This is a genomic window from Nocardia sichangensis (assembly GCF_047200615.1).
Taxonomy (GTDB): Bacteria; Actinomycetota; Actinomycetes; order Mycobacteriales; family Mycobacteriaceae; genus Nocardia; species Nocardia sichangensis.
In genome coordinates this window covers 1-13,653 of sequence record NZ_JBJZOK010000035.1, presented here as the reverse complement: position 1 = coordinate 13,653, position 13,653 = coordinate 1, and the positions used below count along the sequence as shown (strand labels likewise).

Genomic DNA, 13,653 nt, shown 5'->3' with positions numbered 1-13,653 from the left:
GCGTGGACCGGCACCGGTGCGCCGACACCGGAAGCCGCCCTCGTCACCCTACGGTGTCAGGCGCGCCGCCGCATTCCGGTGTGCGGGAGCCGCGATACGGCCCGGACGTGCGCTAGTCGCCGAGCCCGTCGGCGAGGGTGCGCAGCAGCGGTCCGTACTGCTGATGGGCCAGCGCCGAGGCGAATTGCGCCACCAAATAGTCGGCCGGGTTGCCGGTGTCGTACCACCGGCCGCGGATCACCTGGCCGAAGACCGGACTGTTCGCCGCGTGCACGTTGATCGCGTCGGTGAGGTACACCTCGCCGGTGCGGTGTTCGTACCACTCTTCGGTCTGCCTGCGCAGCTCGTCGATGATGCCGGGGGTGACGACATAGCCGCCGATCGCGGCGAAGGACGACGGCGCGTCCTTCGGCTTCGGCTTCTCGCGCAGGCCGGTGATGCGCAGCAGGCCGTTGCCGTGGTCGTCGGCGACCACCGGCACGCCGTAGCGCTGCGACTCGGCGGGATCCATCGGCATCAGCGCGAGGACGGGGGCTCCGGTGGCCTCGTAGGCGTCGATGAGCTGCTGAGCTCGGGGCACCTCGGCGACGAACACGTCGTCCGGCCACAGCACCAGCATGGGCTCGTCGCCGAGGTTGCGGGCGGCGTTGAGCACCGGGGTGCCGTTGCCGTACGGCCCGTGCTGGTCGAGGTAGGTGATGTGGCCGAGCCGGGACAGCTCGCCGACCTCCTCGACGGCATCGGCGAACGCGGTCTTGCCGTCCGCGCGCAGCTGGGCGACCAGCGCGGGATTGGGTCGGAAATGGTCCTGGATCAGTGATTTTCCGCTGCTGACCACGATGGTGATGTCGGTGATGCCCGAAGCGACCAGCTCGCGGACCGTGTGCTCGATCACCGGCTTGTCGCCGACCGGCAGCATCTCCTTGGGGATGGCCTTGGTCAGCGGAAGCAGCCGGGAGCCGATACCGGCGGCCGGGATGACGGCCTTGCGGATATTCATGGGTCCGATCATCACATATCGGACCGTGGGTCAGGCCCCGTCCCCACGGCACGTCGGCGGTTATTTCGAGACCGCCCGGTACTTGTTCCGGCACGGAAAAGCGCAGATCAAAGCCCTCGCGACCGGGCCGGACGGTCCCCGGGGCGCGAGACGGAGGCGGCCCCGATACCGGCAGGTAACCGGCAGCTAGCGCACAGCCACCTGACAGCGTCACCGCCTGCTCCGCACTGTCGGTGGACGGGCGTACATTGCAGCCGTGCGTACCGAGAAGCCGAGCGTCGAGTGCCCGGTCGCGCCCTCGACCGGGGTCGGGACCACCCGCGCCGAAAGCTCGGTGGGTCGGCGGGCACCGGTGCTCGCCGACGCGGACAGCGCCGCTCGTCGCTGGGTTCTGCACATCGACATGGACGCGTTCTTCGCCTCGGTCGAGCAGCTGACCCGGCCGACGCTGCGGGGCAGGCCGGTGCTGGTCGGCGGGACCGGCGGGCGCGGCGTCGTCGCCGGAGCCAGTTACGAGGCGCGCGTGTTCGGCGCCCGGTCGGCGATGCCGATGCATCAGGCGCGCCGGTTGGTCGGCGTCACGGCGGTGGTGGTGCCGCCGCGCGGCGCCGTCTACGGCGTGGTCAGCGGGCAGGTCTTCGACGCGTTGCGCAGCCGGATCCCGGTGCTGGAGACGCTGTCGTTCGACGAGGCGTTCGGCGAACCGGCCGAGCTGGCCGGCGCGACGGTCGCCCAGGTGCACGCGTTCTGCGCGGACTTGCGCGCGGTGGTGCGGGAACGGACCGGGTTGACCGCCTCGGTGGGCGCGGGCACCGGAAAGCAGCTGGCCAAGATCGCCTCCGGCTTGGCCAAACCCGATGGGATCCGGGTGATCTCGCCGGTCGAGCAGCCGCGACTGTTGGCAGGTCTGCCGGTGCGCAAGCTGTGGGGGATCGGCCCGGTCGCGGAGAGCCGGTTGCGCTCGTTGGGCATCGAGACCGTGGGCGCCTTCGCCGCGCTGCCGGAGTCGGAGGCGATGTCGATTCTCGGCGGCAGCGTCGGCGCCGCGCTGCACCGACTGGCGCGCGGCATCGATGACCGTCCGGTCGCCGAACGCACCGAGGCGAAGCAGATCAGCGCCGAGACAACCTACGAAACCGACATCGTCAGCCTGGAGCAACTGCGTCCGGCCATCGAGGACATGGCCGTCGCGGCGCACCGGCGCCTGACCGGTGACGGGCGCGCCGCGCGCACGGTGGTGCTCAAATTGAAGAAGTCGGATATGAGCATCGTCACCCGCTCCTACACCCTGCCCTACGCCACCGAGGATTTGGCCACTCTCGCCGCCGCCGCGCAGCGTTCGGCGCTCGACCCGCGGGAGCTGGGCCCGATCCGCCTCGTCGGCGTCGGCTACGGCGGCCTGTCGACCGTCCGTCAGGAATCGCTGTTCCCCGAACTGGATCGCGGCCCCGTCCCCGAGATCGCCGCGGTGGAAACGGAATCCGAACCGGCGCACGCCCCCGAACTCGGCGATGCCGCGCACACCGCGCCGGTCCTACCGGTCGCCCTCTGGCGTCCCGGCATGGACGTATCGCATCCCGAGCACGGTCACGGCTGGGTGCAGGGCGCCGGGCTCGGCGTGGTGACCGTCCGCTTCGAAACCCGTTCCACCGGTCCGGGTCCCGCGCGCACCTTCGCCGCCGACGATGCCGCCCTCACCCGTGCCGATCCGCTGGGCAGTCTGCTCTGACGGCCAGGGCCCGAGGCTCGACATCGCCGGGCCGGACGCGTACGTTCGCTGCCGACGACCATCGCCGGTCCGATGTGGATCCGGGTGCCGCCACCCGGGGCCGGTAGCCTGGGACCTCGTGCAGCGCCGCCGGTTCGGGGGCGGCTGCCATGGTGGAACACGACACGGACCTCTCGAACGCAAAGGACGAGCAGTTGAAGCTTCGTAAGACTGGACGCATCGCGATCGCCGGACTGGCCATCGTCGCCGCGCTTGGCCTGACCGCCTGTGGTGGCGACGACAAGGACAGCAAGCCCGCCGCCAAGACGTCGACCAGCGCCAAGGCGTCGGCGACCGCGAGCGCGAACCTGCCGCCGGTCCCGACCCCCGCGGAGCTGAACACCGCCCTGGCCCGTGCGCTCGACCCGTCGGTGCCCGCCTCCGAGAAGCTGGACAACGTCCAGGGCGCCGAGGCCGATCCGACGCTGCCGGACCGCCTGTCGCAGGCCGCGGCAGGCGCCGACGTGAAGATCGTGGTCACCGACGTCACCTCCTTCGGCGACAGCGTGAACGCGAAGGCCAAGTTCATCCTCAACGGCCAGGAGAACATCGTCGACGTGCCGTTCGTCGCCGACAACGGCAAGTGGAAGATCCAGAAGACCTGGGCCTGCACCATGCTGACCAACCTCGGTCAGCAGTCGGCGGCCTGCAGCTGAGTTCACCCGACGGGCCGGTCGTCGCGCTTCGCGGCGCCCGGCCCGTCGTCGCGTGAAATGCTCTGCCGCATTTTATAGTACGCGCAGGTCAGAGCATGCGCAGAATCGCGTACATCGAGGTGGCGTGCGCGTACAGTTCGCCGTCTTCGGCGCCGACCAGGCGGGCCTCGGCGCTGGCCGTGGTGGTGCCGACGTGGATCGCGGTGCCCTCGCAGCGCAGCGTGCGCGTGTCGCTGCGCACGGCACGGTGGATGTCGATGCCGATCTTGACCGAGGTGGAGCGCGTGCCGCCGGCCAACTGCGTCAGTACCGCCGAGCCGAGGGCCGCTTCGAGCACCGTCGCCACGAAGCCGCCGTACACCCCGCCCGCCGGGTCGAGCAGTTGGTCACCCGGCTCGCCCTCGAAAACCACGGTCCCATCGCCGACCTGGGCCAGCCGGAAACCCAGCGCGCTCAGAATCGGTGCGCCCGGGAATCGTCCGTCGAGCGTTCCCTGCAAGATCTCCCGTCCGGTCATACCGAGCGGGTCGGGTGTCTTCTCAGCCGGTGGCCGCCCCGCGTCGGTGCGGGCGCGAAGGGGTCTGGGCGCGGTCATACATCGACGCTACGGAGAAGGCGAAGCCCGCAGAAGTGTCGGATCCGACACCTTCGCGACCAATTCCGACGAACTAGAGTCGCCGGAAAGCGGGAAGCTCACGGTGTGGACCGTGTTTCGCTCGCGTGGGAGCCGGATTCGCTGGTGACAGGGCGCGATGTGCGCCGCGCGCGACGGGTTCGTAGCAGGGCGTCGGTGGTGAATATCACCAGCGCCGCCCAGATGAGGGCGAAACCGGCCCAACGGGAGGCGGGCATCGGCTCGTGCGCGACCGCGACGCCCCAGGCCATCTGGAGTGCGGGGGTGAGGTATTGCAGCAGGCCCATGGTGGACAACGCGACGCGCTGGGCCGCGACGGCGAACAGCAGTAGCGGAACCAGGGTGACCGGTCCGGTGGCCACCATCAGGGCGGTATGCGCGGGGGCGGAGGCGAATTCGCTGTGCCCGGCGAGCGCGAGCGCGATCGCGAACGCCAGCGCGAAGGGTGCGGCGACGACGCCCTCGGCGGCGATGCCGCGCAGCGCGTCCAGCGGGATCACCTTCTTCACCAAGCCGTAAGTGGCGAAAGAGCAGGCCAGGGCCAAGGCGATGATCGGTGGTCTGCCGTAGTCGACCGTGAGCACGGCCACCGCGGCCGCGCCGAGCCCGAGGGCGGCCCATTGGGCGCCGGTCAGCCGCTCACGAAAGAGCACCACACCGAACGCGACGGTGACCAGAGGGTTGATGAAATACCCGAGCGCGCACTCCACGACGTGGCCCGAGGTGACCCCATAGACGTACACGCCCCAGTTGAGCGCGATCGCGGCGGAGGCCACGGCCGCCAGCCGCCAGACTCGGCCGTCGATGCCGCGCAGTTCGCGGATCCGGCCGCTGACGGCGAGCACCGCGAGCACGACCACCAGCGTCCAGACGATCCGCTGCGCCACCACTTCACCCGGACTGGCGAACGCCAGCAGCCCGAAGAACGCGGGGAAAAGTCCCCACAAGAAGTACGCGCTCGCTCCGAACGCTACACCGGGGATGGACCTGCTTCGCCGCACGATGACGAACGTAGTTGTCCCGTAGCCTTGCGGTCATGTCGATTACCGTGCAGGCATCGGGCGCGACCGGGCTCACCGCGACCGAGGTCGAGCAACGTCGTCACGACGGACTGACCAACGACGTCCCGGATCGCGCGAGCCGATCGGTTCGCGACATCGTGCGCGCGAACGTCTTCACCAGGATCAACGCCATCCTCGGCGTCCTGTTCGTGCTGGTGCTGGCCACCGGATCGATCATCGACGGCATGTTCGGCCTGCTGATCGTCGCCAACAGCGCGGTCGGCATCATCCAGGAGATCCGCGCCAAGCGCACCCTGGACCAGCTGGCCATCGTCAGCCAGGCCAAGCCGACCGTCCGCCGGGACGGCAGGGCCGTCGAGATCGCGCCGCGCGAGGTGGTGCTCGACGACGTGATCGAGCTCGGTCCCGGCGACCAGATCGTGGTGGACGGCACGGTAGAGGAGTCCGCGCAGCTCGAGGTGGACGAGTCGTTGCTCACCGGCGAGGCGGACTCGATCGAGAAGGCGGTCGGCGCCACGGTGATGTCGGGTAGTTATGTGGTGTCCGGGTCCGGCGCCTACCGCGCCACCAAGGTCGGCCGGGACGCCTACGCGGCGCGGCTGGCCGAGGAGGCGAGCAAGTTCACGCTGGTGCACTCCGAACTGCGCAGCGGTATCGACAAGATCCTGAAGTTCATCACCTACCTGCTGATTCCCGCCGGACTGCTGAGCATCTACAACCAGCTGGTCTCCAGCAAGGAGTCGTGGCGGCCCGCGCTCACCGGCATGGTGGCCGCGCTGGTGCCGATGGTGCCCGAGGGGCTGGTGCTGATGACGTCGATCGCGTTCGCGGTCGGCGTGGTGCGGCTGGGCAGGCGCCAGTGCCTGGTGCAGGAGTTGCCCGCGATCGAGGGGCTGGCCCGCGTCGACGTGGTCTGCGCGGACAAGACCGGCACGCTGACCGAGAACGGCATGCGGCTGTCGGACCTGAAGACGCTGGACACCTTCGACGACACCGAGGTACGCACCGCGCTGGCCGCGCTCGCGGCCGACGACCCGCGCCCGAACGCGAGCGTGCAGGCGATCGCCGAGGCTCTGCCGGACGGTCCCGGCTGGCAGCGCACCGCCGTCGCGCCGTTCTCCTCCGCCAAGAAGTGGAGCGGTTGCTCCTACGGCGAGCACGGCGACTGGCTGCTCGGCGCGCCGGACGTGCTGCTCGACCCGGGATCCGCGGACGCGCGGGTCGCGGAGGAACTCGGCGCATCCGGCCTACGCGTGCTGTTGCTGGCGCGCGGCGACCGTCCGGTGGACGCCGCGGACGCCCCGGGGGGCGTGCGGCCCGCCGCCTTGGTCGTGCTGGAGCAGAAGGTCCGGCCCGATGCGCGCGACACACTCGATTACTTCGCCAGCCAGAGCGTCTCGATCAAGGTCATCTCCGGCGACAACGCGGTGTCGGTCGGCGCGGTGGCCTCCTCGCTCGATCTGCCGGGCGGTGACCACCCGATCGACGCGCGGGAGTTGCCGGAGGACGGCGACGAATTGGCCGCCGTGCTGGACGGCAACACCACCTTCGGCCGGGTACGTCCGGATCAGAAGCGCGCCATGGTGTCGGCGTTGCAGTCGCGCGGGCACACGGTGGCCATGACCGGCGACGGTGTGAACGACGTGCTCGCCTTGAAGGATTCGGACATCGGCGTGGCGATGGGCTCGGGCAGTCCGGCGACCAGGGCGGTGGCGCAGATCGTGCTGCTGGACAACAAGTTCGCCACGCTGCCGTACGTGGTCGGCGAGGGACGCCGGGTGATCGGCAACATCGAGCGGGTCTCGAATCTGTTCCTCACCAAGACCGTGTATTCCGTGCTGCTCGCCTTCCTGGTCGGCATGGCCGGCATCGGCTCGCAGATCTTCGACTACGAGCCCATCGGCTACCCGTTCCTGCCGCGCCACGTCACGATCGCGGCCTGGTTCACCATCGGCATTCCGGCGTTCATCCTTTCGCTCGCGCCCAACAACGAGCGTGCCCGCACGGGTTTCGTGGGGCGCGTCATGCGGTTGGCCATCCCGTCGGGCGTGGTGATCGGCGCGGCCACCTTCGTCTCGTACCTGATCGCCTACGCCGGGCCGCACGCCACCGAGGAGCAGAAGGTGCAGGCGGGCACCACGGCGCTCATCACATTGATCATGATCGCGGTGTGGGTGCTCGCCATCGTCGCGCGGCCGTACGTGTGGTGGAAGGTGATGCTGATCGCGGTGTCGGTGGCGGCGTACGTGTTCCTGTTCACCGTTCCGTTCACCCGCGAGTTCTTCAAACTCGACCCCTCCAACCTCGCGCTCACCGGTGCGGCGGTGGTCTGCGGCGTGGTCGGGATCGTGCTCGTCGAGGCGGCCTGGTGGGTGAGCGCGGCGCTGCGCGGCGAGAAGCCGCAACTGCTGCCCAGCTCGCCCGGCGGAGCCGACTGACAGACTGGACGCCTGACTCGCCGCGCCACGAGAAGCCTTGTGCGAAGCGGCCATTCAGACTTGGAGTACCTTCTGGAGATTATGGAGGTACTGCTGCACCAGATCGACGCGTTCGCCGACGCACCGTTCTCGGGCAACCCGGCCGCGGTGATGCCGCTCCCGTCGTGGCTGCCGGATGCGTTGCTGCAACAGCTGGCCGAGGAGAACAACCTCGCCGAGACCGCGTTCTATACCTCACGGTTACCTCCAGAGGCGGGCGTGCCGCCGGGCGAGTGGCCCGCCTTCCACCTCCGGTGGTTCACCCCGAGGGTGGAGGTCGCGCTCTGCGGGCACGCCACTCTCGCCAGCGCCGCGCAGATCCTGGCCGACATGCACCCCGGTGAGGACCGGGTGAGCTTCTACACGCGCAGCGGCTGGCTGCACGTCGACCGCACCGACGACGACGAGTTCGTCCTCGACCTGCCTGCCGTGCCGAGCATTCCGGTGCAGCCCGATCCGGCGCTCGTCGCGGCGCTCGGTGTGCGCCCGGTGGGCGCGTATTCCGGCACCGACGAGGTGATCGTCGTGGCGACCGAACAGGAGGTGCGCGATGCCGCGCCCGTGCTGGCGGCGTTCCCCGCGCTGCCGCGCGCCGCGATCGTCACCGCGCCCGGCGATTCGGTCGACTTCGTCTCCCGGGTCTTCGCCCCGGCCGTGGGCGTCCCGGAGGACCCGGTGACCGGGTCCGCGCACGCGCAGCTGGTTCCGCTGTGGAGCGAGCGGCTCGGCCGCACCGAACTGCACGCCAGGCAGCTGTCCCGCCGCGGCGGAAGCTTGCGCTGCGAACTGACCGGCGACCGCGTGCTGTTGTTCGGACGGTGCCGCCGCTACCTCGACGGCGTCGTCACCCTGCCGGACTAGCTCCGGCCGCTCACGGCTCCGGAACCGGTCCGTCGTCGGGGCCGGGCGCGACGACGTCGCGGTAGTCGGGCAGCAGCGGGGCCACCGCGAAGCTTCCCGCCACCGCGTCGGCGGGCAGCGCCTGGACCGCGCGGATACCGTTCTGCCCGGCCAGGTTTCGCAGTCGCGCCGGGGTGCCACGCACGACGAGCCCGACGACACAGCCGCAGCCGCTCCGCAGTCGTGCGGCCGAGAACGCGACCACGCGGGCGGAGCGGTCATCGACGGGGCGGGGAAGCAGCCAGGCCGCGTACGACGCCGAATCCGCCGCCGCCTGAACGCCTTCCGGTACCGGCACGGCCACCAGCGGCGTCTGCACGCCGGGCGCGGGCACCCGGTAGAGCACCTGCGCGATCCGCAATCCGCCGCTGTGCTGCGGAATCTCGCCGGGCGCCAAGGGTTCGGCGAACGACACCAGCGCCCAGCGCGGTTCGTCGCCGCCCGTGTCCAGCGAGTCACGAGACCGGGCGAGGTAGTCCGCGACCTGCTCACCCTGGTCGGGCCCGAGCCGGTCGGTGGACACCGGGGCGCGGTACGGCGGTTGCAGCGCGCCGAGCGCGAAGACGAGTGCGATCAGCGCGACGGCCGCGGCGCCGAGCAAGATCCCGCGCCAGGGCGGCACCCGGCGGTCAGGCATCGCGCAGGACGTCCAGCGCGTGTTTCAGGTCGTCCGGGTATTCGCTGGTGATCTCCAGGTAGCGGCCGTCGGCGGGGTGCTGGAACCCCAGCGACCGGGCGTGCAGCCACTGCCGTTGCAGCCCGAGACGCTCGGCCAGGCGCGGGTCGGCGCCGTAGGTGAGATCACCGCAGCACGGGTGGCGGATCGCGGAGAAATGCACGCGGATCTGATGGGTGCGGCCGGTCTCCAGGTGGATGTCGAGGAGGCTGGCCGAATGGAACGCCTCGACCGTGTCGTAGTGCGTGACGCTGGGACGGCCGTCTGCGGTGACGGCGAACTTCCAGTCGTTGCCGCGGGCCCGCCCGATCGGGGCGTCGATGGTGCCGCTGCTGGGGTCCGGATGCCCCTGCACCAGGGCGTGATACCGCTTGTCGACGGTGCGCTGCTTGAACGCGCGCTTCAGCACCGTGTACGCGTGCTCGGACTGTGCGACCACCATCACGCCGGAGGTGCCGACGTCCAGGCGGTGCACGATGCCCTGCCGCTCGTGGGCGCCGGAGGTGGAGATGCGGTATCCGGCGGCGGCGAGTCCGCCGACGACGGTCGGGCCGCTCCAGCCGACGCCGGTGTGCGCGGCCACGCCGACCGGCTTGTCGACCGCGACGATGTCGTCGTCGGCGTAGAGGATCTTCATGCCTTCCACCGGTTCGGCCTCGATGGTCAGCTCCCGCTTCGGCTCCGGGAAGATCACCTCCAGCCAGGCTCCCGCGGTGAGCCGGTCGGATTTGCCCGCGGCGACGCCGTCGAGCTGCACCGAACCCTCCTCGGCCAGCGTGGCCACCGCGGTGCGGGACAGGCCGAGCAGACGGGACAGGCCCGCGTCGACGCGCATGCCGTCGAGCCCGTCGGGGACGGGCATGGTCCTGGTCTCCCTCATGCCGCGCTGCCCTCGCTCGCGCCGGTCTTGCCGTGGCCCACCCGGGTGCCGTTCGGTTCGAAGCCGAACACGGTGAGCACGACCAGCAGGATCGCGCCGCACACGATGGCCGAGTCCGCGACGTTGAACACCGGCCACCAGCCGATCGCGACGAAATCCACCACGTGCCCCTGCAGCGGGCCGGGCGCGCGGAACAGCCGGTCGCCCAGATTGCCGACCGCGCCGCCGAGCACCATGCCCAGTCCGATCGCCCACCACAGCGAACGCATGGTGCGGCCGATGCGCACCACGCCGATGACGACGGCGGCGGCGACCAGGGTCAGCAGCCAGGTCATGCCGGTGGCCATGGAGAACGCCGCGCCGGGATTGCGCACCAGGCTCAGGCGCGCGAAGTCGCCGATGATCGGTACCGGATCGCCCGGCGTCAGCTTCGCCACCGCGAGGGTCTTGGTGAGCAGATCCAGGCCGAGCACGACCGCGGCGAGGACGAGTAGCGTACGCAGCCGCTGCGGCGGAGCCGGCTCGGTCGTCGGGTCGGCGGTGTTCGCTGGGTTTTCCTCGGGCGGCCGGTCGTCACTCACACCGACCATCATCTCTCGAGCGGAATCGAGTCCGGTGCGCGCGTCCGATTGCCCCGGCCCGCGCCCGCGGCGTTCGCGTGCCACGCCGATCGGTTCGCGGTCGAATGTCCCAGCTGACACTCAGGAATCGGTCGTACCCTGTTGCTCGTGACGGTGTTGTCTTCCCCCCGCCTGGCCCGAAGCGCGAGCCTAGCCCGGAGCGCGCGCTCGGGTGTGCTGCTCATGGTGCTCGCGCTCGGCCTCTCGGCATTCGGGGTCGGTTGCGGCGACGGCGCCGAGTCGAGCGGTGAGGCCGACGGAACGGAGCCGCTCGGCATCGGCAAGGAAGTGACCGTGCCGATTCCGGCCGCGGTGACCACGGTCGAATCGGCCGGTGCGGAGCCCCGATCGATGCTGCGGCCGGAGTATCCGGCGGGCACCGTGCAGCGGGTCACGCTGTACACCGCCCATCACATCCAGCAGCAGATCGATGGGCAGCCCAAGCCCGACTTCTCCACCCCGGCGCTGACCATTCCCATGACCGCGGAGACCACCGTGGAGGGCATCGATCTCACCCTTGGCTCGGTCACCTCGCCCGATCCCACGCTGGCCAAAGCGCTCACCAAGATCGGCGGCTCGCACGCGGGGTTCGACCTCAGCGATCTGGGCGCGATCACCGCACTGCGGCTCGAGCCGGCGCCCGACGCGTCCAACACCGCGCGCGCCGCGCTGGAGCAGGCGTTCTACCAGGCCGTCTACCGTTCGATCGCGTTTCCCGACCAGCCCGTCGGCGAGGGCGCGGTCTGGACGGTGCGCCAGGAGGTCAGCGGCGGCGTCCTGCTCGACCAGGTGACCACCGCGACGCTGAGCAAACGCGACGGTGACCGGCTCACCATCGAGCTGCACGTCACCCAGAAGCCGAAGTCGCCGGTGTGGAACCTGCCGAACAACGCGGGCACGCTGGACATCGACGACTACGTCATGCAGGGAGCGGGCACCATCACGGTGGATCTCGGCTTGCCGCTGCCGGTGGCCGGGTCGATCACCGTCGGCGGGCACCAGGCCTACCGCGATCCGCACAGCGACAGCACGCTGCAGCAGGCGATCGAGACGCAGGTGTCGTGGACCGAATGATCCGTGCGTGCGGACTGCTGGCCGCGGTCGCGTCCCTCGTCGTCGCCACCGGATGCGGCTCGGGGGACCACGCCGCACCAGGACAGCCCGAGCTTCCCACGCTCGGACCCGTCGTGGCCGCGGCCCCGGTGACCACCGCCCCCGAGACCGATTCCACTCGGCTGCGCGGGCTGTTGCTCGCCGACAGCGATCTGCCCGCCGGTTTCACCGCGCTCGCGCCGCCCGCCGACACCGGCGGAGGCGCTACCGGCGCCTCGCCGACGAATCCGGCCGAATGCGTGAAAGTGCTCGCGCCGCTCGGTGCGCAACGCTCCGGCGCGCTGGCGCGGGCGTCCACGCAGTACACCGGGCCGAATTTCTCCAGCATCGATATAGACGCGGCCAGTTATCCACCGGACGCGGTCGCGGCCGCTTTCTCGGAAGTGCAGGAAATCCTGCGTCGCTGCGCGCACTATGCCGGGGCCGACGGCTCCGACATTCCGATGGACTACCGCGTCGGCGGGCTCGTCCAGCCGCCCGCGGGCGATGCCTCCGCACCTTTCCAAGTGCGCACTACCAGTGACGACCTGACCCTCCGCTCGTCCGTCGCGATCGTTCAGGTGGGAAGCACGTTGGTGCAGGTCGCGGTGACCGCGCCGGAGGCGGTGGACCCGGGTGTGCTCAGCGCGCTGACCGCGGCCCAGGTGCGCAGGCTGCAGGGCGTCGCTGGACCGTGATTTCCCGCGATCCGGCCGAATCGCGCCTGTCGCCGGAATAGGCTCGGCATGATCCGACACAACGCCTCGACCGGAGGTTCCCCATGTCTGATGTCAAACCCGTTCCCGATGGATATCCGGTGGTGTCGCCCGGGCTCGCGGTCGACGGCGCCGCGGCGGCGATCGATTTCTACAAGAACATTTTCGGTGCGACCGAGCGTATGCGGATGCCCGGTCCGGACGGCAGAATCGCGCATTGTGAGCTGATGTTCGGCAATTCCGTCGTCATGCTCGGCGATTCGGCGCCCGATATGGACTTCCTCGACCCGAAGACGGTCGGCGGCACCCCCGTCAACCTGTATGTGTACGTCGAGGACGCCGACGCCGCTTTCGCCGCCGCGTTGTCCGCGGGCGCCAGGGAACTCACGCCCATGACCGATCAGTTCTACGGCGATCGCAGTGGCGCCTTCGAGGATCCGTGGGGACACCGATGGACGGTGGCCACCCACGTGGAGGATGTGCCGCCCGACGAGATGGACCGCCGGATGGCCGAGCGGTTCGGCGGTTCCTGATCCCGGCGGATCTGCTCATTCGGCGACGACCGAATCCCCGTTGACCCGGATGCCTTTCGGGGCGAGTGGTTTGCTCGCCGGGCCGTGGGCCACCGTGCCGTCCAGCGCGAACTTGCTACCGTGGCAGGCACAGTTGATGGTGCCGCCGGACACCGTCGCGACCTTGCATCCCGCGTGCGTGCACACCGAGGAGAGCCCGACGAAGGTGCCCGCGCTGGGCTGGGTCACCACGGTGTCGCCCACGATCACGCCGCCGCCGACGGGAATGTCGGCCGTCTTGGCGAGCGCGTTCGCGGGACTGTTCCCATCGACGGGCCGGTCTGCCTGCGCGGCGGTGGCGTCATGCGGCGCGGGAGCGTCGTCGCCCTTGCCATAGGCGGTGCAGGCGGTGCAGGCGGTGACCGCCGCCGCGGCGGCGACGCCCGCACCGGCGACGACCACACTGCGGCGGGTGCGGAGTTGTTCGTGGAATGTCATGTCGGTCGGATCTCCCTCGAAGGCGCGGCCGGCCTTGCGCCGGTTTCCGCTTCGCCTTGTTCACGGAGATAGTGATCAGGCGGTTCAATCGACGATCCGATTCGATTCGTATGACAGAGCGGCGGACCCGGACCCCCTCATCTGTTTGTGGCCGGGTCCGCCGTTCTTTGTGGTTACCCGCGGGCGATCGATTCGAACACCT

14 protein-coding genes are annotated in these 13,653 nt (G+C 70.2%); 7 read left to right on the top strand and 7 right to left on the bottom strand.

Going from position 1 to position 13,653, the window contains the following annotated elements:
- Positions 1-112 precede the first annotated feature (112 nt).
- Positions 113-1,000, bottom strand: a complete 888-nt coding sequence (locus ACL03I_RS33725) for a UTP--glucose-1-phosphate uridylyltransferase (RefSeq protein ID WP_355079665.1) — start codon at positions 998-1,000, stop codon at positions 113-115.
- 352 nt (positions 1,001-1,352) lie between these two features.
- On the opposite strand from ACL03I_RS33725, the gene ACL03I_RS33720 reads away from it, so the two are divergent.
- Positions 1,353-2,729 (top strand): DNA polymerase IV, encoded by a 1,377-nt coding sequence (locus ACL03I_RS33720; protein WP_355079703.1) that lies wholly within the window; start codon positions 1,353-1,355, stop codon positions 2,727-2,729.
- A 194-nt stretch (positions 2,730-2,923) separates the two neighbouring features.
- Positions 2,924-3,424 (top strand): WKL family lipoprotein, encoded by a 501-nt coding sequence (locus ACL03I_RS33715; protein WP_355079667.1) that lies wholly within the window; start codon positions 2,924-2,926, stop codon positions 3,422-3,424.
- Positions 3,425-3,512: 88 nt separating this feature from the next.
- Here ACL03I_RS33715 and ACL03I_RS33710 read toward each other — a convergent pair whose 3' ends face one another.
- The gene (locus ACL03I_RS33710) at positions 3,513-4,019 is read right to left on the bottom strand and encodes a PaaI family thioesterase (RefSeq protein ID WP_355079669.1); all 507 of its coding nucleotides are present in this window, start codon (positions 4,017-4,019) and stop codon (positions 3,513-3,515) included.
- A 98-nt stretch (positions 4,020-4,117) separates the two neighbouring features.
- On the bottom strand, positions 4,118-5,062 hold the full coding sequence (gene rarD, locus ACL03I_RS33705; protein ID WP_379253121.1) for an EamA family transporter RarD: 945 nt from the start codon (positions 5,060-5,062) through the stop codon (positions 4,118-4,120).
- 32 nt (positions 5,063-5,094) lie between these two features.
- On the opposite strand from rarD, the gene ACL03I_RS33700 reads away from it, so the two are divergent.
- Entirely contained in the window at positions 5,095-7,518 is a 2,424-nt protein-coding gene (locus ACL03I_RS33700; RefSeq protein WP_355079673.1) for an HAD-IC family P-type ATPase, read from the top strand.
- 81 nt (positions 7,519-7,599) lie between these two features.
- Entirely contained in the window at positions 7,600-8,418 is an 819-nt protein-coding gene (locus ACL03I_RS33695) for a PhzF family phenazine biosynthesis protein (protein ID WP_355079675.1), read from the top strand.
- Between the two features lie 10 nt (positions 8,419-8,428).
- On the opposite strand, the gene ACL03I_RS33690 is transcribed toward ACL03I_RS33695, so the two are convergent.
- From ACL03I_RS33690 to lspA, 3 genes are read right to left on the bottom strand one after another with little or no spacing between them, the layout of a single operon-like run.
- Complete coding sequence (locus ACL03I_RS33690) at positions 8,429-9,094, bottom strand: hypothetical protein (protein ID WP_412807976.1); 666 nt, start codon at positions 9,092-9,094, stop codon at positions 8,429-8,431.
- Positions 9,087-10,013, bottom strand: coding sequence for an RluA family pseudouridine synthase (locus ACL03I_RS33685; protein WP_355079679.1), 927 nt, complete (start codon positions 10,011-10,013; stop codon positions 9,087-9,089). Before ACL03I_RS33685 ends, ACL03I_RS33690 begins: the two co-directional genes overlap by 8 nt.
- Positions 10,010-10,606 carry a signal peptidase II gene (gene lspA / locus ACL03I_RS33680; RefSeq protein ID WP_397282347.1) on the bottom strand — a complete coding sequence of 199 codons (597 nt, stop codon included), beginning with the start codon at positions 10,604-10,606 and terminating at the stop codon, positions 10,010-10,012. The genes ACL03I_RS33685 and lspA overlap by 4 nt, the downstream gene beginning before the upstream one ends.
- Positions 10,607-10,816: 210 nt before the next feature.
- On the opposite strand from lspA, the gene ACL03I_RS33675 reads away from it, so the two are divergent.
- The 3 genes from ACL03I_RS33675 (at position 10,817) to ACL03I_RS33665 (ending at position 12,974) form a co-directional block, all read left to right on the top strand.
- Positions 10,817-11,707, top strand: coding sequence for a hypothetical protein (locus ACL03I_RS33675; protein ID WP_379253122.1), 891 nt, complete (start codon positions 10,817-10,819; stop codon positions 11,705-11,707).
- Positions 11,704-12,423, top strand: a complete 720-nt coding sequence (locus tag ACL03I_RS33670; protein WP_412807995.1) for a hypothetical protein — start codon at positions 11,704-11,706, stop codon at positions 12,421-12,423. The genes ACL03I_RS33675 and ACL03I_RS33670 overlap by 4 nt, the downstream gene beginning before the upstream one ends.
- A gap of 83 nt (positions 12,424-12,506) precedes the next feature.
- A complete protein-coding gene (locus tag ACL03I_RS33665) occupies positions 12,507-12,974 on the top strand; it encodes a VOC family protein (RefSeq protein WP_355079683.1) in 468 nt (155 codons plus the stop codon).
- 15 nt (positions 12,975-12,989) lie between these two features.
- Here the strand turns inward: ACL03I_RS33665 and ACL03I_RS33660 are convergent, their stop codons facing one another.
- Complete coding sequence (locus ACL03I_RS33660; RefSeq protein ID WP_412807975.1) at positions 12,990-13,451, bottom strand: QcrA and Rieske domain-containing protein; 462 nt, start codon at positions 13,449-13,451, stop codon at positions 12,990-12,992.
- Positions 13,452-13,653: the final 202 nt, after the last annotated feature.